General features: G+C 72.5%; 15 protein-coding genes. 9 read left to right on the top strand and 6 right to left on the bottom strand.

All coding sequences use genetic code 11. The features are described from left to right. Positions 1 to 12: 12 nt before the first annotated feature. The 3 genes from CMN_RS11765 to arfA all read left to right on the top strand — a co-directional run bounded on the left by CMN_RS11765 (position 13) and on the right by arfA (position 3,513). Positions 13 to 951, top strand: coding sequence for a carbohydrate ABC transporter permease (locus CMN_RS11765; protein WP_015491035.1), 939 nt, complete (start codon positions 13 to 15; stop codon positions 949 to 951). Continuing rightward, complete coding sequence (locus CMN_RS11760) at positions 948 to 1,868, top strand: carbohydrate ABC transporter permease (RefSeq protein ID WP_015491034.1); 921 nt, start codon at positions 948 to 950, stop codon at positions 1,866 to 1,868. Before CMN_RS11765 ends, CMN_RS11760 begins: the two co-directional genes overlap by 4 nt. A 100-nt stretch (positions 1,869 to 1,968) precedes the next feature. Beyond that, positions 1,969 to 3,513, top strand: a complete 1,545-nt coding sequence (gene arfA, locus CMN_RS11755; protein ID WP_015491033.1) for an arabinosylfuranosidase ArfA — start codon at positions 1,969 to 1,971, stop codon at positions 3,511 to 3,513. Positions 3,514 to 3,582: 69 nt separating this feature from the next. Here arfA and CMN_RS11750 read toward each other — a convergent pair whose 3' ends face one another. Beyond that, positions 3,583 to 5,199: a S1C family serine protease gene (locus CMN_RS11750; protein WP_015491032.1), complete on the bottom strand. Its 1,617-nt coding sequence runs from the start codon at positions 5,197 to 5,199 to the stop codon at positions 3,583 to 3,585. A 135-nt stretch (positions 5,200 to 5,334) separates the two neighbouring features. On the opposite strand from CMN_RS11750, the gene CMN_RS11745 reads away from it, so the two are divergent. Both CMN_RS11745 and CMN_RS11740 read left to right on the top strand, forming a co-directional pair. Beyond that, the gene (locus tag CMN_RS11745; RefSeq protein WP_227077685.1) at positions 5,335 to 5,736 is read left to right on the top strand and encodes a hypothetical protein; all 402 of its coding nucleotides are present in this window, start codon (positions 5,335 to 5,337) and stop codon (positions 5,734 to 5,736) included. A gap of 9 nt (positions 5,737 to 5,745) precedes the next feature. Further along, positions 5,746 to 6,738: an aldo/keto reductase gene (locus CMN_RS11740; protein WP_015491030.1), complete on the top strand. Its 993-nt coding sequence runs from the start codon at positions 5,746 to 5,748 to the stop codon at positions 6,736 to 6,738. Between the two features lie 66 nt (positions 6,739 to 6,804). On the opposite strand, the gene CMN_RS11735 is transcribed toward CMN_RS11740, so the two are convergent. Together CMN_RS11735 and CMN_RS11730 are read right to left on the bottom strand one after the other, a co-directional pair. Continuing rightward, the gene (locus CMN_RS11735) at positions 6,805 to 7,278 is read right to left on the bottom strand and encodes a hypothetical protein (RefSeq protein WP_015491029.1); all 474 of its coding nucleotides are present in this window, start codon (positions 7,276 to 7,278) and stop codon (positions 6,805 to 6,807) included. Between the two features lie 70 nt (positions 7,279 to 7,348). Beyond that, entirely contained in the window at positions 7,349 to 8,560 is a 1,212-nt protein-coding gene (locus CMN_RS11730) for an MFS transporter (protein ID WP_015491028.1), read from the bottom strand. A gap of 329 nt (positions 8,561 to 8,889) precedes the next feature. Here CMN_RS11730 and CMN_RS11725 point away from each other — a divergent pair, with 329 nt between their 5' ends. The 4 genes from CMN_RS11725 to CMN_RS11710 all read left to right on the top strand — a co-directional run bounded on the left by CMN_RS11725 (position 8,890) and on the right by CMN_RS11710 (position 14,095). Then, complete coding sequence (locus tag CMN_RS11725; RefSeq protein ID WP_015491027.1) at positions 8,890 to 11,397, top strand: ribonucleoside-diphosphate reductase subunit alpha; 2,508 nt, start codon at positions 8,890 to 8,892, stop codon at positions 11,395 to 11,397. Positions 11,398 to 11,557: 160 nt separating this feature from the next. Beyond that, on the top strand, positions 11,558 to 12,553 hold the full coding sequence (locus CMN_RS11720) for a ribonucleotide-diphosphate reductase subunit beta (RefSeq protein ID WP_015491025.1): 996 nt from the start codon (positions 11,558 to 11,560) through the stop codon (positions 12,551 to 12,553). A gap of 129 nt (positions 12,554 to 12,682) precedes the next feature. Then, the gene (locus tag CMN_RS11715) at positions 12,683 to 13,216 is read left to right on the top strand and encodes a GNAT family N-acetyltransferase (RefSeq protein ID WP_015491024.1); all 534 of its coding nucleotides are present in this window, start codon (positions 12,683 to 12,685) and stop codon (positions 13,214 to 13,216) included. A 33-nt stretch (positions 13,217 to 13,249) separates the two neighbouring features. Further along, positions 13,250 to 14,095, top strand: a complete 846-nt coding sequence (locus CMN_RS11710) for a sulfurtransferase (RefSeq protein WP_015491023.1) — start codon at positions 13,250 to 13,252, stop codon at positions 14,093 to 14,095. Positions 14,096 to 14,102: 7 nt separating this feature from the next. Here CMN_RS11710 and CMN_RS11705 read toward each other — a convergent pair whose 3' ends face one another. From CMN_RS11705 to uca, 3 genes are read right to left on the bottom strand one after another with little or no spacing between them, the layout of a single operon-like run. Then, a complete protein-coding gene (locus CMN_RS11705) occupies positions 14,103 to 14,543 on the bottom strand; it encodes an AAA family ATPase (RefSeq protein ID WP_015491022.1) in 441 nt (146 codons plus the stop codon). A gap of 43 nt (positions 14,544 to 14,586) precedes the next feature. Then, positions 14,587 to 16,359 (bottom strand): allophanate hydrolase, encoded by a 1,773-nt coding sequence (atzF, locus tag CMN_RS11700; protein WP_015491021.1) that lies wholly within the window; start codon positions 16,357 to 16,359, stop codon positions 14,587 to 14,589. Further along, complete coding sequence (uca, locus tag CMN_RS11695) at positions 16,356 to 20,078, bottom strand: urea carboxylase (RefSeq protein WP_015491020.1); 3,723 nt, start codon at positions 20,076 to 20,078, stop codon at positions 16,356 to 16,358. Before uca ends, atzF begins: the two co-directional genes overlap by 4 nt. Positions 20,079 to 20,111 lie beyond the last annotated feature (33 nt).

Genomic DNA, 20,111 nt, shown 5'->3' with positions numbered 1-20,111 from the left:
AGGAGTCCACTCGTGACGACAGCAGCACCACCCACCCCGGTCGCTCCCGCGGCCGGGTCTCCACGGCCCGCCCCGGGCAGCCCCCGGGTCCGGGCCAAGGAGCAGACCCAGGGCCTGCTCTTCATCGCCCCGTTCCTCATCACCTTCCTGGTGTTCCTGGTCTGGCCCGTCCTCTACGGCTTCTACCAGAGCCTCACCGGGCAGAGCCTCACCGGCGCGAACGGCCAGCTCATCGGCTTCGCGAACTACCTCGAGGCCTTCGGCGACTCCCAGATGTGGCGCTCGCTCGGCAACACCGTCGTGTTCACGATCGCGAGCACCATCCCGCTCCTGGTCGTCGGCCTCGTGCTTGCGCTCCTCGTGAACCTCGGCCTCCCCGGCCAGTGGCTCTGGCGGCTCGCCTTCTTCCTGCCGTTCCTGCTCGCGTCCACGGTCGTGTCGCTGTTCTGGCTCTGGATGTACAACCCGCAGCTCGGCGTCGTCAACGCGATCGCGGGCGCCCTCGGCCTCCCGCAGCCCGCGTGGCTGCAGGACTCGAACCTCGCCATGACGAGCGTCGTCATCACCACCGTGTGGTGGACCGTCGGGTTCAACTTCCTCATCTACCTGGCGGCGCTGCAGAACATCCCCGACCAGCAGTACGAGGCGGCCGCGCTCGACGGCGCCGGGAAGTGGCGGCAGCTGTTCTCCATCACGATCCCGCAGCTGGCCCCGACGACCGCGCTCCTCGCGATCCTGCAGGTGCTCGCGTCGCTCAAGGTCTTCGACCAGATCTACCAGATGACCGCGGGCGGGCCCGGCGGATCGACCCGGCCCATCGTCCAGTACGTCTTCGAGACCGGGTTCACCGGCTTCCGCTTCGGCTACTCGGCCGCCATCTCCTACATCTTCTTCGCGCTGATCGTGGTCATGTCGGTTATCCAGATCGCGGCCACCCGGAGGAAGTCATGACCACCGCCACCCGTCCCGCCTTCTCCTCCGGCACGCTCGCCCGGAGGCCCGCGACCAGCGTCGCCGCCCGCCAGGGCCGCACGGGCACGCCGCGGTTCCAGCCGTCGCGCATCGCCGCGCTCCTGATCCTCATCGTCCTCGCCGCCGCGTGGCTGCTGCCGTTCCTCTGGGCGGTGCTCACGTCGTTCAAGTCGGAGACGGACGCCGCGGCGTTCCCCGTGACGATCCTCCCGGCGAACGGGTTCACGCTCGACGCCTACGCCTCCGTGCTGAACGGCGGGACGATCCCGCTGTGGACCTGGAACAGCCTGCTCACCAGCACGGTGATCACGGTCGTGGCTGTCGTGTTCTCGGCGCTCGCCGGCTACGCGCTCAGCCGCATCGACTTCCGCGGCCGCAAGCTGCTGATGGGGGCGATCGTGGCGTCGATCATCATCCCGCCGCAGATCCTCATCGTCCCGCTCTTCCACCAGATGCTGGCGTTCGACCTGGTGGACACCCTCTGGGCCGTGATCCTGCCGCAGATCGTGCAGCCCGCCATGGTCTTCATCCTGAAGGCGTTCTTCGACCAGATCCCGATCGAGCTCGAGGACGCCGCGCGCGTCGACGGGGCCGGACGCGTGCGCGTGTTCCTGCAGATCGTGATGCCGTTGTCGCGCCCCATCCTCTCGGCCGTCGCGATCTTCGTCTTCATCGGCGCGTGGAACAACTTCCTCTGGCCCTTCATCGCCACGAACGACGCCACGCTCATGACCCTGCCGGTCGGCCTGCAGACGGTGAAGAACGCCTACGGGATCCAGTACGCGCAGAACATGGCCTCGGCCGTGCTCGCCGCGCTGCCGCTGATCCTGGTGTTCCTCTTCTTCCAGCGCCAGATCATCAAGGGCATCTCGACCACCGGGTTCGGCGGCCAGTGAGCCCGCGCCCCGGTCCCGCCCGCGTGCCCACGCATCCCACCCATCCCACCCATCCCGCCCGGGACGCACGCGCCCGGGCCCCGCACCGAGGAGGACGCCCATGACCCGCGCCCGCATCACCATCGACCGCGACTTCACCATCGGCGACGTGCCCCGCCGGCTCTTCGGCTCGTTCGTCGAGCACATGGGCCGGTGCGTCTACAGCGGTATCTACGAGCCGGGCCACCCGACCGCGACGCCCGAGGGCTACCGGCAGGACGTGCTCGACCTCACGAAGGAGCTCGGCGCCACCGTCGTGCGCTACCCCGGGGGGGGGGGGAACTTCGTCTCCGGCTACGACTGGGAGGACGGCGTCGGCCCGGTCGCGGACCGGCCCCGCCGCCTCGACGGCGCGTGGCACACCGTCGAGACCAACGCGTTCGGCCTGCACGAGTTCGTGGGCTGGTCGAAGGCCGCGGGCGTCGAGGTGATGGAGGCCGTCAACCTCGGCACGCGCGGCGTCGACGCGGCGCGCTCGCTGGTGGAGTACGCGAACCACCCCGGCGGATCCAAGCACTCCGACATGCGCCGGAGGAACGGCGCCGAGGAGCCCTTCGACATCAAGCTGTGGTGCCTCGGCAACGAGATGGACGGGCCGTGGCAGATCGGGCACAAGACCGCCGACGAGTACGGCCGCCTCGCGCAGGAGGCGGGCAAGGCCATGCGGCTGGTGGATCCCAGTATCGAGCTCGTCGCGTTCGGCAGCTCCAACTCGGGCATGCCGACCTTCGGCCAGTGGGAGCAGACCGTGCTCGGCCACACCTACGACGTCGTCGACTACGTCTCGCTGCACGCCTACGACCAGGAGCACGACGGCGACGTGCGGAGCTTCCTCGCGAGCGCGGTCGACATGGACTTCTTCATCGAGTCGGTGGTCGCGACCGCGGACGCGACCGGCGCGCGGCTGAAGAACCGGAAGCGGATCGACCTCTCCTTCGACGAGTGGAACGTCTGGTACCAGCGCGGGCTCGACGGCGAGGACCAGCCGCATCGGATCGAGAAGGCTGGATGGCGCGAGCACCCGCGGGTCATCGAGGACGAGTACAGCGTCACCGACGCGGTCGTCGTCGGCACGCTGCTCAACTCGCTGCTGCGGCACGGCGACCGGGTGAAGATCGCCAACCAGGCGCAGCTCGTGAACGTGATCGCGCCCATCCGCAGCGAGGAGGGCGGGCCCGCCTGGCGGCAGTCGATCTTCTGGCCGTTCGCCCGCATGGCGCAGCTCGCCACGGGCCGCATCCTCCAGGTCGAGGTGGACAGCGACCGCTACGACAACGACCGCTTCGGCACCGCCGACGTGGTCGACGTGAGCGCGACCTGGGACGACGAGGCCGGCACCGTCGCGCTCTTCCTCGCCAACCGCGGGCTCGAGGAGGAGGCGTCGGCCGAGGTCGCCCTGCGCGGCCTCGACGCCGGCCGGATCCGCCGCGCCGAGGTCCTGCGCGTGCCCGAGGGCGGCGACCGGCACTCGAGCAACACGGTCGAGACCGGCGAGCAGGTGGGGCTCGTGCCGCTCGAGGGCGTGCACGCCGAGGGCGGGCGCCTGACGCTCACGCTCCCGGCGCTGTCCTGGGCGGTCGTGGTGCTGGACGTGACCCGCAGCTGACGCCCGCACGATGACGACGGCCCGCCCTGCGCGATGCAGGGCGGGCCGTCGTCGTGGGGGAGGAGCGGATCAGCTCACGGGGCCCTCGGTGAGGGTCACGGCGCCGGTCTTCGCGGCGCCGGCCGCGGTGGTCCAGCCGAGCTGCACCGACTCGCCGGGCTTGTGCGCGGAGATCGCGGCGCTGAGCTCGGAGGCCGAGGCGACGGCCTTGCCGTCGACCGAGGTCACGACGTCGCCCTGGGCGAGGCCTGCCTTCGCGGCGCCGGATCCGTCGACGACGCCCTGGACGGGCGCTCCCGCCACGGTGCCCGCGCCGTTCGCGAGCAGCACGCCGAGGAACGCCGGGTAGCCGATCTTCACGGTGCCGGACTCGACCCCGCTCTCGATCTGCTTCGCGATGGACATGGCCTTCTCGATCGGGATGGCGAACCCGGCGATCTGCTCGGAGCCGGACGAGGCGGCCGTGTCGATGCCGACGACCTCGCCCTCCGCGTCCACGAGCGGCCCGCCGGAGTCGCCGGAGACGATGGGCGCGTCCGTCTGGATCAGGTCGGTGAGCGTCTCGCCCGCCGCCGTGCCCTCGGACTGCGTGGTGATGGTCTGGCCGAGCGCGGTGACCTGTCCGGTCGCTGCGGTGAGCGTGCCCGTACCGCCCGCGTTGCCGACGCCCGTGACGGCCTCGCCGACCTGGGCGCCGTCCGTGTCCAGCTTCGCCGGGGTGAGCCCCGACGCGCCCTCGAGCTTCAGGACCGCGACGTCGTTCGTGGCGTCGGTGCCGACGACCTTCCCGACGTACGCCTTGCCGGTCGACTCGACCGTGACGCGGATGCTGGTGGCGCCGCTGACGACGTGGTTGTTGGTGAGGATCGTGCCGTCGGACGACAGGATGATGCCCGTGCCCGCCCCGGCCGCGTTCTCGTAGGTGAGCGCGGAGTCGATGGTGACGACGCCGGCCTTCTGCGCGGTCGTCGCCTCGGGCGAGGTGACCGACGTGCCGCGCCCGGTGCCGGACTGCGTGCCGGATCCCGACCCGGAGCCGCTGCCGGATCCCTGTCCGGGCAGCGTGGTCGTGCCGCGGCCGAAGCCCTGGCCCGGCGTGAAGGAGCCCGGGTCCTGGATCTGCGTGCTCCCCGCCTGCGAGCTCGAGCGGCCGAGGTCGGCCATGAAGCCCACCGCGGTGCCGCTGCCGAAGGAGAGGAGGAGCGCGAGGGCGGACGCCCCGGCGATGAGGCCCGTGCGGAGGCCGCGGCGCATGCGCTTCGGCGGGACGGGGTTCCCCGCCGCATCGACGACGAGCGGGCGTCCGAAGGCGTCGGTCGCGGGGGCGGGCCACGGCGATCCGGCGGGGTGGCCGCCGGCGGGCATCGCGGTCGCGTAGGCGGCGGTGGGCTGCTGCGACGTGGGCTGCTGCGCGGTGGGGGCGCCGGCGCCGACCGCGGGGCCGGCGGCGGCGTGCGCCGCGGTCGGGGCGGTCCATCCGGCGGGCGCGGCGGCGGGGGTCGCGGGCGCGGCGGGACCGCCGGCCGCGGGACCGTTGGGGGCCGGCCAGGCGGGTTGCCCGGCGGCGGGCGCGGCCGGAGCCGCGGGGGCGCTCTCGGACGCGGCCGGGGTGGCGTCGGTCGAGCGGGTGGCGTCGATGGGGGCCTCGTCCGGACGTCCGGTCGGCTCCTGGGGTGTCTCGTTCATGACGGGTCCTTCGTGTCTCGGGTGGCCCGATGAGGGCCATGGGGAGATCACACCCGGCGACCCTATGAGCACCCCATGACGAGCACGAGCGTCCGCCATGCATCCTGGGCCCCGCCCGGGCGTACCCTGAGTGACATGACGCGGAGGTCGGACGACGATGGCGAGCCGTCCGGCAAGGATCCGCGATTCGACCCGGCGTTCCAGCGGGCGGCGCCGGGTTCGTCCCAGGAGGCGACCGAGCGTCCCGCCCTCGCCGCCTGGCTCGCCCCGGTCCTCTGGGCCCTCGCCGTCGCCTTCCCCGCCGCGGGCCTCGGCCTGCGCGCGCTCGCCGCCGGCATCGCGACCTCGATGCCGTACTCCAGCTTCGGCGACCCGCTGGGGGAGCGCTGGCTCCTCGACCTCGTGCCCCTGCTCGTGACCCTCGCGCCGGGCATCGTCGCGGGCGGACCGATGGCCGCGCTCGCCGCGCTCGCCGTGCACGCCCTCCGCGTCCGGCCCGCGACCGGCGACCACGAGGCCGCCGGTCCTCGCGCGTAGGCTCGACGCATGGAGCAGAGAAGCCTCGGCAGGACCCATCGGAACGTCTCGGTCATCGGACTCGGGACATGGCAGCTCGGCGGGGACTGGGGTGACGTGGCCGAGGACGACGCGCTCGCGGTGCTCGACGCCGCGGCCGACGCGGGCATCACCTTCTTCGACACGGCCGACGTCTACGGCGACGGCCGCAGCGAGACGATCATCGGATCCTGGCTGCGCGCGCATCCGGACGCCGGCGTCACCGTCGCCACCAAGATGGGCCGCCGCGACGCGCAGGATCCCGCGAACTTCACCCTCGACCGCTTCCGCGAGTGGACGGACCGCTCCCGCAAGAACCTCGGCGTCGACACCCTGGACCTCGTCCAGCTGCACTGCCCGCCCACGCCCGTGTTCTCGAGCGACCGCGTCTACGACGCCCTCGACGAGCTCGTCGCCGACGGCGCGATCGCGTCCTACGGCGTGAGCGTCGAGACCACCGACGAGGCCCTCCTCGCCATCGCGCGGCCCGGCGTCGCGAGCGTGCAGATCATCCTCAACGCGTTCCGCCTGAAGCCGCTCGACCACGTGCTGCCGGCCGCAGTCGAGGCGGGCGTCGGGATCGTCGCCCGCGTGCCGCTCGCGTCCGGACTCCTCAGCGGCCGCTACACCGCGGACACCACGTTCGCCGAGACCGACCACCGCAACTTCAACCGCGGGGGCGCCGCGTTCGACGTGGGCGAGACCTTCTCGGGCGTCGACTACGACGACGGCGTCGCCGCGGCCCGCGAGTTCGCGGCCGCCGCGCACGAGGCGGCGCCCGACCTCACGCCCGCTCAGGTGGCGCTCGCCTGGATCGTGCAGCGCAAGGGCGTCTCCACGGTGATCCCCGGCGCCCGGAACGCCGAGCAGGCCCAAGCGAACGCGCGCGCCGGCGACGCCCCCGCCCTCGGCGAGGTCTTCGAGCGCCAGGTGGCGGACGTCTACGACCGCTACTTCCGCGCCGCGGTCCACCCGCGCTGGTAGTCCCACCGGACGCGCGACGGCCCGGTCAGCTTCGCGCTGGCCGGGCCGTCGTGCGTGCGGGGAGCGCTACTGCAGCTGGTCGCAGGCGCTCGACATCTGCGTCTTCAGCTCATCGCTGATCGGCTGGCCGACGCCGGGTGCGAGCTGGTCGGCGAGGGCCGTGATCTGCTGGCCAGCAGCCGCGGCGCCGCTCTCTGTGGAGGTGCTGATCTCGGTGCCGAGGTCGCGGAACGCCTGGACGTCCGACTCCTCGAGCGTCGACTTGTCCTTCAGGCCGCAGGCGATGTCGCGGGTCTTCGCGGCGATGGCCTCGCGGGAGCCGGACGCGGCGGCGTCGCCGGAGCCGGCGTCGCCCTCGGTCGGCGCCTCGGGCGTGGGGCTCGCGGCCTCGGCGGATGCGGAGGCGGACGGGGTGGGCGTCGCGGCGTCGTCGGCGGCCGGCGAGCTGCAGCCGGCGAGGGCGAGGCCGAGCACGAGGCCCAGCCCGGCGATCCCGGCGCGCAGGCGGCGCGTGGTCAGAGGGGTCTGCGGAGAGGTCATGCCCTCACACTATCCAGCGCGGGCGGTCGAGTTTCCGCGGGGGCGGAGACTCTGGGGCGCTGCCCGACGGTCAGGTCATGACGGGGACGGGCTCCGTGTCCGGGATGGGGCCGGCGTCGCGGCCGCGGAGGTCCGGGCTGTGCCGGTGGAAGACGGCGGCGATGGCCGCGCCCGCCGCGAGCAGCGCCGCTGCGACGACGAACGCGCCCTGGGCCCCCTGCGCGTCGATGACGAAGCCGGCCGCGGCGGATCCGAGCGCGGCCCCGATGAGCTGCCCGGTGCCGACCCAGCCGTACGCCTCTGCCGTGTCGCTGAAGCGCACCGACGACGAGACGACGGCGAAGAGCACGGCCAGCGCTGGCGCGATTCCGACGCCCGCGAGGAACAGGAACACCGACAGCCAGACGACGTTCATCGACACGGCCGCGATGGCGGTACCGGCCAGGATGATCGCCATGCGCCGGGCCATCGCCCACGGGCTGATGGGGATGTGGCCGAGCGCGAGGCCGCCGATGAGCGAGCCGACCGCGAAGATCGCGAGGACGAAGCCCGCCTCGGGCCCGCCGTGGCCGAACACGGCGACGACGCCCGCCTCGATGGCTGCGCACGCCGCGATGAGCAGGAAGCCGACGATGGTGCTGAGCAGCACCGGCGGCCGCCCGAGCACCACGCCGAACCGGCGCTTGCTGCGGGGGATGCGCACGCGGCCGAGCTCGGGGGAGGAGATGAACCACGCGCCGCCGCCGACGAGGAAGGCGGCCGCGACGAGGATCCCGGCGCTCGTATCGACCTGGATCGCGAGGAACGTGGCGATGACGGGCCCGAGCACCCAGATGATCTCCTGCGCCGACGCGTCGAGGGAGAAGAGGGGCGTGAGCTGCTTGGAGTTGACCATCTTCGGGTAGATGGTGCGGACGGCCGGCTGTACCGGCGGGTTCGCGAGGCCGGCGAGCAGCCCCAGCCCCATGAAGGCGGGGACGGACGTGCCCGCGTCGCCGAGCGCCACCGCGACGATCGCGACCGTGCACACGGCCGACGTGAGGATGAGGACGGGACGCATGCCCCACACGCCCATCCACCGGCTCGTGAGGGGTCCGGCGACCGCCTGGCCGATGCTCGTCGCGGCGAGCACGAGGCCCGCGGCGCCGTACGACTCGTGGATCCGCTCGACGTGCATGAGGAACGCGAGCGAGAGCATGCCGCCCGGGAAGCGCGCCACGAGCTGGGCGGCGATGATCCGGCCCACGCCGCGGGTCTTGAGGAGGCTTCCGTACGTGCTCACGAGGGTCAGATCCTACCGGCCGGGAGGCCTCGTCCCGCAGCCCCGGGCGCCACCGGACAGCGATGTCGGCGGGCCTCCGTAGCGTTGGAGCGTGTGGACAAGTCCGCGGACTTGTCCACAATCTGTGGATGACACGCCCACTAGATGTGGTGGCTAGGCGATCGCCGCTACCCGCCATATAGTGGCTGTCAGCCGACAGCCACTATATGGCGGGTTCGCAACGCTGGTATTTCAGCGGACCGGAATCAGCACGTCATCGGCTCTATGAACCAGGGCACGCAGCCCCGCCCAGAGGCATGGGCCTCGAGACCGCAAGGAGCAGATGCAGAGTGTCGATCACGGTAGTCAAGAGGGATGGCTCGAAGGAGCCGTACGACGCGAACAGGATCAACCTGGCCATCGAGGACGCCACGCAGGGCCTCGACGAGAACATCGGCTGGGTCACGCAGATCGCCTCCGAGCTGGAGATCACCCTCTTCGACGGGATCACCACGCAGCAGCTGGATGAGGCCGTCATCCAGGTCGCGCTCCAGAACGTGAAGGACGACCCGGCGTTCGACACCGTCGCCGCGCGCCTGCTCCTCAAGACCATCTACAAGCGCGTCCTCGGCGACTACTCGTCGCCCGAGGAGCTCAAGCGCCTCCACGCGGAGCACTTCGCCCGCAACATCCAGCGCGGCGTCGACGAGATGCTCCTCGACTCCCGCCTCGTGCAGCTGTTCGACCTGGAGCGCCTCGCCCAGGCCCTCGAGCCCGCGCACGACGAGCTGCTCAAGTACATCGGCGTCGTCACGCTGAACAACCGCTACGGCATCAAGGGCCGCAACGGCGACGCCCTCGAGGTGCCCCAGTACTTCTGGATGCGCATCGCGATGGGCCTCACGCTCAACGAGCAGAACCCGACCGAGACCGCCATCGCCTTCTACGAGAAGATGTCGAAGCTCGAGTACCTCGCGGCCGGCTCCACCCTCGTCAACGCGGGCACCATCTACCCGCAGCTCGCGAACTGCTTCGTCATGGAGATGCAGGACGACATCGAGCACATCGCGAAGACCACGCGCGACGTCATGTGGCTCACCAAGGGCACGGGCGGCATCGGCCTCTCCGTCTCCAAGCTGCGCGCGCAGGGCTCGCCCATCCGCTCGAACAACACCACCTCCACGGGCCCGATCCCGTTCATGCACACCATCGACTCGGTGCTCCGCGCGGTCAGCCGCGGCGGCAAGAAGTTCGGCGCCCTCTGCTTCTACATGGAGAACTGGCACCTCGACTTCCCCGAGTTCCTCGACCTGCGCCAGAACTCGGGCGACCCGTACCGCCGCACCCGCACCGCCAACACGGCCGTGTGGATCAGCGACGAGTTCATGAAGCGCGTCCAGAACGACGAGGACTGGTTCCTCTTCGACCCGCTGGAGGTCTCCGACCTCAACGAGCTGTACGGCAAGGCGTTCTCGGAGCGCTACGCGTTCTACGTCGGCGAGGCCGAGGCCGGGCGCCTGCGCATGTTCAAGCGCATCAAGGCTCGCGAGCAGTTCAAGGCGATCCTCATCTCGCTCCAGACCACCAGCCACCCGTGGCTGACCTGGAAGGACACGATCAACAACCGCGCCCTGAACAACAGCACGGGCACGATCCACCTCTCGAACCTCTGCACCGAGATCACGCTGCCGCAGGACGAGGACAACGTCTCCGTCTGCAACCTGGCGTCGATCAACCTGTCGCAGCACTTCGCCGACGGGAAGGTCGACTTCGCGAAGATCGAGCAGAGCGCCCGCCTCGCGGTGCGCCAGCTCGACAATCTCATCGACATCACGCGCTCCAGCGTGAAGGAGGCCGACTTCTCCAACCAGCAGAACCGCGCGGTGGGCCTCGGCGTCATGGGCTTCACGGACGTCGTCGAGAAGCTCGGTTACTCGTACGAGTCCGAGGAGTCGTACGACCTGATCGACGAGATCATGGAGCACGTCTCCTACGCGGCCATCGACGAGTCGGCCGACCTCGCCAAGGAGCGCGGCGCGTACCCGAACTTCGAGGGCTCGCGCTGGTCGGAGGGCCTCGTGCCGCTCGACTCGATCGCGCTCATGGAGGCCGACCGAGGCGTACCCGTGAAGGTCAACCGCACCACGCGCCTCGACTGGGACGCGCTGCGCGCCAAGGTCAAGGGCGGCATGCGCAACGCGACGCTCATGGCGATCGCGCCCACCGCGTCCATCGGCCTCGTCGCCGGCACCACGCCCGGCCTCGACCCGCAGTTCTCGCAGATCTTCAGCCGCTCCACCTCCTCGGGCAAGTTCCTCGAGGTCAACCGGAACCTGGTGAAGGACCTGCAGGAGCTCGGCCTCTGGGAGACGGTGCGCGAGAGCATCCTCCGCAGCCAGGGCGACATCCAGAACATCGCCGCCATCCCGGACTCGGTCAAGGCCACGTACCGCACGAGCTTCCAGCTCTCGCCGTACGCGTTCCTCGAGGTCGCGGCGCGCGCGCAGAAGTGGATCGACCAGGCCATCAGCCGCAACATGTACCTCGAGACGCGCGACCTCGGCGACATGATGGACATCTACTTCGCCGGCTGGGAGCGCGGGGTCAAGACCACGTACTACCTGCACATGAAGCCGCGTCACACGGCCGAGCAGTCGACCGTCAAGGTCGACAAGTCGCAGGACGCCGACGGCACCAAGCGCAAGGGCTTCGGCGGATTCGGCGGCGGCGCTCCCGCGCCGACCGCTCCCGCGTCGACCGCTCCCGCATCCACCGCGACCGCGGAGGCCTCGGCGCCGCAGTCCGCTCCGGCGCCCCGCAAGGGCTTCGGCTTCGGCGGAGTGGGAGGTGCACGCTGATGAACGACGACACGTTCGGCGACTACGTCGTCCCCATGGACCCCATGGACGAGCTCCAGTGCGACTCCTGCCAGTAGGCGGGAACCGCTCCCAGCTCCTCCCGGCCCGACCGGCCGCCCCACCGTACGACCCGTAACGCAGTGCGAAAGTAGAGACACCAATGTCGAAGATCCTCGGCACGGGAATCCAGGAGGGCCTCCTCCTCAAGCCCGTCAACTACCAGTGGGCCATGGACCTGTACGACCAGGCCGTCGCCAACACGTGGTTCCCCAACGAGATCCAGCTCGGCGAGGACATCGCGGACTTCAAGAAGATGACGGACGAGGAGCGCCACGCGATCACGTTCCTCATGAGCTACTTCAACCCGAACGAGCTGCTTGTGAACAAGGCGCTCGCGTTCGGCGTCTACCCCTACATCAACGCGCCGGAGTGCCACCTCTACCTGGCGAAGCAGATGTGGGAGGAGGCGAACCACTGCATGTCGTTCGAGTACGTCCTGGAGACGTTCCCGATCGACCGCGAGGCCGCGTACAACTCCCACGTCGACATCCCGTCGATGGCGCGCAAGGAGGAGTTCGAGGTCAAGTTCATCAAGCGCATGACCGAGCAGACCCTCGACATCACCACCACCGAGGGCAAGAAGGACTTCGTCCGGAATCTCGTCGCGTACAACGTGATCCTCGAGGGCATCTGGTTCTACTCGGGCTTCATGGTGTCGCTGTCGTTCCGTCAGCGGAACCTGCTGCGCAACTTCGGCTCGCTCATGGACTGGATCGTGCGCGACGAGTCGTTGCACCTGAAGTTCGGGATCAACCTCATCCTCACGGTGCTCGAGGAGAACCCCGACCTGCAGACGGAGGAGTTCGCCGCCGAGATCAAGCAGATGATCCTCGACGCCGTCGAGATGGAGGAGCAGTACAACAAGGACCTCCTGCCCAACGGCATCCTCGGGCTCAACGCGAACTACATCAACCAGTACGTGAAGTACCTGGCCGACCGCCGCCTCGAGGAGCTCGGCTTCGAGGCCGAGTACAAGGTCTCGAACCCGGCGAAGTGGATGGCGACGGCGAACGACACGCTGCAGCTCGTCAACTTCTTCGAGTCGACCAACACGTCGTACGAGTCGAACGCGTCGGCCACCGTCGGCGCCAAGTAGGACCGCCGCGGCGCTCCAGCGCCGCATCGCACGACCCGACGCCGCCCGCGCCGCGCATCCACCCGGATGCCGGTGCGGGCGTCGTCATGCCCGCGCCGCCACCGGCCGGGACGGACAAGGAGAGGGAGCATGACCGAGCAGCAGGCCGACGCCCGGCACGTCGTGCGCGACGGGCGGGTCTACCGCACCGAGGTGGTCGGCTGGGACGACCCGCGCGGGGTGCGGATCCGTGCGGCCATGGAGGCCGAGATGGACGAGCGGTACGAGGGGCGCCACGCCGACGACCCCGACTGGCCCGCGAAGGCGGCGGTGGCGTTCGCGTTCGACCCGGCCGACGTCGAGGCGATCGTGCTGCTCGTCCTCGACGGCGACGACCGGGATGCGGCCGCGCACGGCGTCATCCGGCACCTCGGTGACGAGCTCGAGCTGAAGAAGGTCGTCGTGGATCCCGCGCACCGCGGCACCGGCCTCGCCCGCGTGCTCATGGCCGAGCTGGAGCGCGTGGCCCGGGAGCGCGGCGCCCACCGGCTCATCCTGCAGACGGGCGACCGGCAGCCCGACGCCATCCAGCTCTACGCGACCGCGGGGTGGCTGCCCATCGACGTGTACCCGCCGTACATCCCCGTCACGAACTCGGTCTGCTTCGAGAAGCCGCTGGCCTGATCCCGCACCGCACCGCGCTGCGAGCGTGGGGTGATGGAGATCCTCATCACACCCGCCCAGCTCGACCATGCCCTCCGCACCCGCGACGACGTGCGCATGCTCGACGTCCGGTGGTCGCTCGGCGGCCCTCCCGGCCGGCCGCTGCACGAGGCCGGTCACATCCCGGGTGCCGTGTACGCCGACCTCGACACCGAGCTGTCGCGACACGGCGCTCCCGAGGAGGGGCGGCATCCGCTGCCCGAGCCCGCGGCGCTGCAGGAGGCCGCGCGCAGGTGGGGCGTCCGGGCGGGGGACACGGTCGTCGCGTACGACGGCGGAGGCAGCCTCGCGGCGGCGCGGGTGTGGTGGCTGCTGCGCGACGCCGGCATCGCCGACGTGCGGATCCTCGACGGCGCCCTGCCCGCCTGGTCCGCCGCCGGCCTGCCGCTCGAGACCGGCGCGGTCGTGCCGACTCCCGGCGACGTGACGCTGGCCTCCGGCCTCTTCGCCGTGGTCGACGAGGACGGCGCCGCTCGAGTCGCGCTCGACGGCGTGCTGCTCGACGCCCGCGCGGGGGAGCGGTACCGCGGGGAGGTGGAGCCGTGGGATCCGCGTCCGGGTCACATCCCGGGTGCTCGGAGCGCGCCCTCCTCGGACGCCCTCGCCGCGGATGGCACGTTCCGCTCGCCCGCGGAGCTGCACGCGCGGTACGCGGCGCTGGGGGTGCCCGATGCGGACGAGGTCGCGGTCTACTGCGGGTCCGGCGTGAGCGCGGCGCTCGAGGTCGCGGCGCTGGCGATCGCGGGCATCGACGCGGCGCTGTACCCGGGATCCTGGTCGGCGTGGTCGAACCGGCCCGAGCTGCCGGCCGCGACGGGCGCGGAGCCGGGCGGGGCCTGACCGCCGGTCACCCCAGGAGCCGCTCCAGCTCGTCGGCCAGGTCCGCGGTCGCGCGCCGGCCGTCGAGCTCGAGGTCGGCCGACCGGCGGAGCAGCGGCTCCACCTCCCGCGTGTTCCGGCGGATCTCCTCGCGCTCGGCGGGGTCCTTCCCGTAGTCGTTCCCGGTGCGTCCGGCGACGCGCCCGAGCAGCACGTCGAGGGGTGCGCTCAGCAGCACGACGTGCGCGAACCGATCGCGGAACGCGCCCTGGTTCTCGACGGTGCCCGAGACGACGACGCGCGGCTCGAGGTCGAGGAAGCGGGCCATCCGAGGCTCGTCCCATCGGCCGTCCGGCAGGGTCCAGCCGTCGTGGTCGGTGTCGAGCGTGCGGTGCCCGCGCCGGGCGAGCTCGGCGAGGAGCGTCGACTTCCCGGCGCCGGACATGCCGGTGAGGAGGATCCGCGTCATGCGTCGACGGTACGCGGCGGCGGGGCGACCCCGCGCGCCGCGGTCAGTGGCCCGCGCCGAGGTGCGCGCGCCAGGAGCCGCGGTCGGTGATGTCCTCGGCGTCCTCGAGAGCCTGGGGCTCGCAGAGGAAGCCGAGCACCTCGGATCCGTCCGCCAGCGCCACCTTGCCGACCACCATGGGGCGCGCGAGCTGCGTGACGAAGTCGGCCACGCGGCCCGAGGGGATCGCCCACAGCTCCCCGGTGATGGACGCGCCGCCCGTCTCCGTGGCGACGAGCCCCGGCTTGGGCGGCACGGTGTCGAGCGCGTGGAGGCGGTAGGCGGGCGCGGTGACCGCGTCGCCGAGCAGCCGGGCGCCGAGCGCGGTGAGCTGGCCGTTGAGCGGCTGGCCCACCAGGTGCGCGCCGAACACGGCGATCGGCGTGGCAGCGGGGCCCCAGGACGGGGCGGGCGTGCGCGGCTCGTCGGGCGCCGTGCCGACCGCGCGCTGCAGCCGGTCCGCGGCGTCGACGAGCGCGGCGTCCGAGAACGCCGGGCCGACCAGGGTCACGCCGAAGGGCCGGCCGTCGGCGTCCGGCCCGGGCACCGCGATCGCGGCCAGGTCGAGGAGGTTCACGAAGTTCGTGTAGGTGCCCACCCAGGAGTTGACGCCGATCGGATCCGCCGCGACCTCGGCGCGCGACGGATGCCCGGGCGCGGTGGGCAGCAGGAGCGCGTCCACGCCGGCGAGGATGCGCCGGGCGTCCAGCCGGTGGCGGCGGAGGGCCTGCTGGTCGGCGACGAGCTCGACGGCCGTCTTCGCGGCGCCGGATCCGATGATGCGGGCGACCGACGGATCCGCGCCTTCGGGCGACCCTGCCAGCAGGTGCCCGACGGCCTGGGTGCGCTCGGCGACGAGGGCGCCGTCGTAGAGGAGGGCGGCGGCCGCGAGCAGCGGCGCGATGTCGACCTCGACGACCTCCACGCCGGCGTCCGCCAGCAGCGCGACGGTCCGGTCGAAGGCCCGCCGCCACGCGGGCGACATGGGCGCGAGGCCCGCGTCGGCCGGGACCGCGAGGCGGAGGACGGGAGCCGCGCGGAGCGGGGCGTCGGCGGGCCAGGGGCGGCTGGCCGGATCCGCGTCGTCGACACCCGCCATCACCCCGGCCACGCGCTCGGCCAGGGCGAGGGTGCGCGCGAAGACCGTCACGGTGTCGTAGGAGGGCGCGGCCGGCACGACGCCCCGGGCGGGCAGGAGGCCGAGGGTGGGCTTGATCCCGACGAGCCGGTTGTAGGCGGCGGGCACGCGCCCGGACCCGGCGGTGTCGGTGCCGAGCGCGGCGTCCACGATCCCGAGCGCCACCGCGACCGCGGAGCCCGAGCTGGATCCGCCGGACACGAGCTCAGGATCAGCCGCTCCCCGCACCTCGCCGTAGGGACTGCGCGTGCCCACGAGCCCGGTCGCGAGCTGGTCGAGGTTCGTCTTGCCGAGGACCACGGCGCCCGCCGCCTCGAGGCGCGCGACCACCGTGGCGCTCTCCGCAGGCGTGTAGGCGCTGACGGGCAGCGCGGCGGTCGTGGGGAACCCGGCGGCGTCGATGTTGTCCTTGACGGCGACCACCAGGCCCGCGAGCGGCAGGGCGCCGGCGCCCTCCTCCGCGAGGGCCCGCGCGACGCCGGCCGCGGCGGCGACGGCCTCCTCCTCCGGGCGCAGCGTGATCCACACCTCCGGGCGATCCACCTCCGCGATGCGCCGGTAGGCGGCGCGGACGCGGGCGACCGGATGCGGTGCCGCGGCGGGAGCGGTGAGGGGTGATGTCGTGGACGATGCGGTCATGCGGGGTCTCTCCGTTCGGGGTGCGGCGGTGCTGCCGCGGCGGTCAGGGGGGCGGGGGCGGAGACGATGGCGAGCGGCTGGCCCGCCGCGACCGTGGCTCCCGCCTCGACGAGCATCTCCACGACCCGCAGGTCGTGGGGCGCGCGGACGGGTGTCTCCATCTTCATCGCCTCGAGGACGAGGAGCGCGGCGCCGGCGGCGGCGGAGGCCCCGGTCGGGACCTCGACCTTCCACACGGCGCCCGCCATGGGCGCCTCCACCACGGTGGCGCCCTCGGGGAGCCGGGAGCGGACGTCGTCCTCCGCGGCGCCGGCGCCGACGGCCTCCTCGCGGGTCGCGAACTCGCCGGCGGCTTCCCACGCGGCGCGCTCCGCCTCGAACGCGGTCGCCTGCCGGGCGCGGAACGCGGCGATGGGGTCGGCGTCGCGCGTGAGCATGTCCTCGTGCTCGCGCAGCGAGAACTCGCCCGGGCGGATGTCGAGCTCGAGCCGGTCGGCCGCCATCTCGGAGCGGAGGTGCGTCAGCTCCTCGGCGCTCACGGGGTGGTAGCGGATCCGGTCGAAGAAGCGCAGAAGCCACGGGTCGCCGCCGGTGAAGGCCCGGCGACGCGTGCGGACGCCCGCCCAGATGGGGAGGGTGCGGCCGACGAGCTGGTAGCCGCCGGGGCTGTCCATGCCGTACACGCACATGTAGGTGCCGCCGATGCCGACCGTGCCCTCGGCCGTCCAGGTGCGCGCCGGGTTGTACTTGGTCGTCATCAGCCGGTGGCGGGGGTCGAGCGGGGCCGCGGCCGGCGCGCCGAGGTAGACGTCGCCGAGGCCGAGCACCATATACTGCGCCGACATGACGATGTCGCGGACCTCGTCCACCGAGCCGAGGCCGTTGGCGCGGCGGATGAACTCGATGTTCGACGGGTTCCACGGGGCGTCGTCGCGGATCAGCGACGCGTACCGGTCGATGGCCTCGTGGACTGCCGGGTCGTCCCACGAGAGCGGCAGGTGCACCTCGCGGCTCGGGACCACGAGGTCGGCCGTCGCCGGGATCATGTCCTCGAGCTCCTGCAGGAGGCCGAGCAGCCGGCGCACGCCGAGCACCGCGGGGTCGACGTGCAGATGCAGCGAGCGGACGCCGGGGGTGACGTCCACGAGCCCGGCCGGGTCGACGCGGGCGAGCGCCTCCATCAGCGCGTGGATCCGCATCCGCAGCCCGAGGTCAAGCGTCATCGGGCCGTACTCGACGAGGAGGTTGTCGTCGCCGCCGCGGCGGTAGACGACCTCGGGGGCGGCGTCGGTCGCGGGTCGCCGGGCGAGCACGCCGTCGTCGTCGTCGCGGCGGGTGGAGCGCGGCACGAAGGCGCGCGCCGTGCGCCGGGCGTCGCCGATGCGCGGCAGCTCCGACTCGTTGACGGGGACGAGGCGCAGGGTGTCGCCGGGGCGCAGCTGGCCGAGCTTCCAGCGGTCGGCGCTCACGACGGTGACCGGGCAGGCGAAGCCGCCGAGGCTCGGGCCGTCGGGGCCGAGGATCGACGGGGTGTCGCCCGTGAAGTTGATCGCGCCGACCGAGTACGCGTTGTCGTGCAGGTTCGAGGGGTGCAGGCCCGCCTCGCCGCCGTCCGGTCGCGCCCAGCGCGGCTTCGGGCCGACGAGCCGGATCCCGGTGCGTGCCGCGTGGAAGTGCACCTCCCACTCGGCGTCGTAGATGGCGGTGATGTCCTCGGGCGTGAAGTAGTCGGGGGCCGGCTGCGGGCCCTCGGCGACGTGCAGGGTCCAGGAGGCGCCGATGACGGGACGCTCGGCCGCGGGCACGGGAGCGGGCTCGCCGAGCTGCGTCGTGGATCCCGCCCGCTCGAGCGGTGCCGTCCGGAGCACGTCGCCCGTGGCCAGCGCCCGGCCGCCGTGGCCGCCGAAGCTCCCGGGCGCGAACGTGGCCGCGCTGCCGAGGTACGCGGGCACGTCGAAGCCCGCGCGCGCGGCGACGTAGGTCCGCACCCCGACGCCGCGCACCGTGCCGACGTCGAGCGTGCCGCCGGCCGGCACCAGGACGGGCTCCCACTGCGGCACGGGGATCCCGTCGACGGTCACGACCGCGTCCGCCCCGGTGACGCAGACGAGGGTCGCGTCGGAGAAGCGCAGCGCGGGTCCGGTGACGGTGCACTCGAGGCCCGGCGCGCCCTCTGGGTTGCCGACCGCGCGGTTCGCGAGCCGGAAGGAGCGGTCGTCCATCGGGCCTCCCGGCGGGACGCCGACCTGCCAGTGGCCGAGCCGCCCGGGCCAGTCCTGGATGGTGGTGGACGCGCCGCCGCGCTCCACGTCGATCCGCGGGCGCTCGTCGCGGAGGGTCTCGAGGAGCGAGGTCGTCATGCTCCCGTCGAGCACCTCCGGGGAGCGGGCGATGCTCACCAGCAGGCCGAGGTTGGTCTCCAGTCCCTGGATCCGCGTCTCGGCGAGCGCGTCGGCGAGCGCCGCGAACGCCTGCGTGCGGTCGTCGGCCGTGACGATGAGCTTGGCGAGCATCGGGTCGTAGACCGGCGTGACGACGTCGCCCGTCTCCACCCCGCTCTCGATGCGGAGGTCCGCGAGGTCAGCCACCGCGCCCGCCGGGAACGCGACCTCGGTCAGGAGGCCCGAGCTCGGGCGGTGGTCCTTCGAGGGGTCCTCCGCGTAGATGCGGGCCTCCACGGAGTGACGCGTCGGCCGGGGGAGGTCGGCCGCGAGCAGGAAGCCGGCGGGGCCGACGTCGCCGAGGCCCACGCGCAGCATCCACTCGACGAGGTCGACGCCGAGGATCTGCTCCGTCACGGGGTGCTCGACCTGGAGCCGGGTGTTCATCTCGAGGAAGAACACCTCCTGGCTCTCCGCGTCGTAGACGAACTCGACCGTGCCGGCCGAGCGGTAGTCGACGTGCCGCGCCAGGGCGGCGGCGCTCCGGTGCATCGTCTCCCGCACGTGGTCCGGGAGGTGCGGCGCCGGGGCCTCCTCGACGACCTTCTGGTGGCGGCGCTGCAGGCTGCAGTCCCGGTCGCCGAGGATCGCGACGTTCCCCGCCCCGTCGCCGAACACCTGCACCTCGAGGTGGCGGGCACGGGCGATGAAGCGCTCCACGAACACGCCGGGGGTCGCGAAGTGCGCCGCGGCCAGCCGGGTGACGGAGGCGAAGGCCGCGCGGAGCTGCGCCTCGTCGGCGCAGGTGACGATGCCCACGCCGCCCCCGCCGCCGGACGCCTTCACCATCACCGGGTAGCCGACCTCGGCGGCGGCCTGGGCTGCGGCGTCCTCCGACCCGACCAGGCCGCTCCCGGGCACGCACGGGACCTGGCACTCCATCGCGATCGCGCGCGCGGTGTGCTTCGGACCGAAGGCCTCGATCTGCTGCCAGGTGGGGCCGACGAACACCATGCCCGCCTCCTCGATGGCCCGGGCGAACGCGGCGCTCTCCGAGATGAAGCCGTAGCCCGGGTGGATCGCGCCGGCGCCGGCGGCCAGCGCGACCTCGACGATGCGGTCGATGTCGAGGTAGCTGCTCTCGGGTGCGCTCGGGCCGAGGAGGTGGGCTTCGTCGGCCTCCCGCACGTGCGGGGCGGCGCGGTCGGCCTCGGAGTACACGGCGATGGTGCGCAGCCCCATCCGCCTGGCCGTGCGGATGATGCGGCGCGCGATCTCGCCGCGGTTGGCGATGAGGACGCTGTCGAAGCGCGGTGCGGGGGGAGCGGTTCCGGGCATGGGGTCTCGGCTTTCCGGGTCGGCGGAGGAGCG

This window comes from Clavibacter nebraskensis NCPPB 2581, assembly GCF_000355695.1.
Classification (GTDB): domain Bacteria; phylum Actinomycetota; class Actinomycetes; order Actinomycetales; family Microbacteriaceae; genus Clavibacter; species Clavibacter nebraskensis.
The sequence above is the reverse complement of the archived record's forward strand: the minus strand, read 5'-3'. Positions and strand labels throughout refer to the sequence as shown.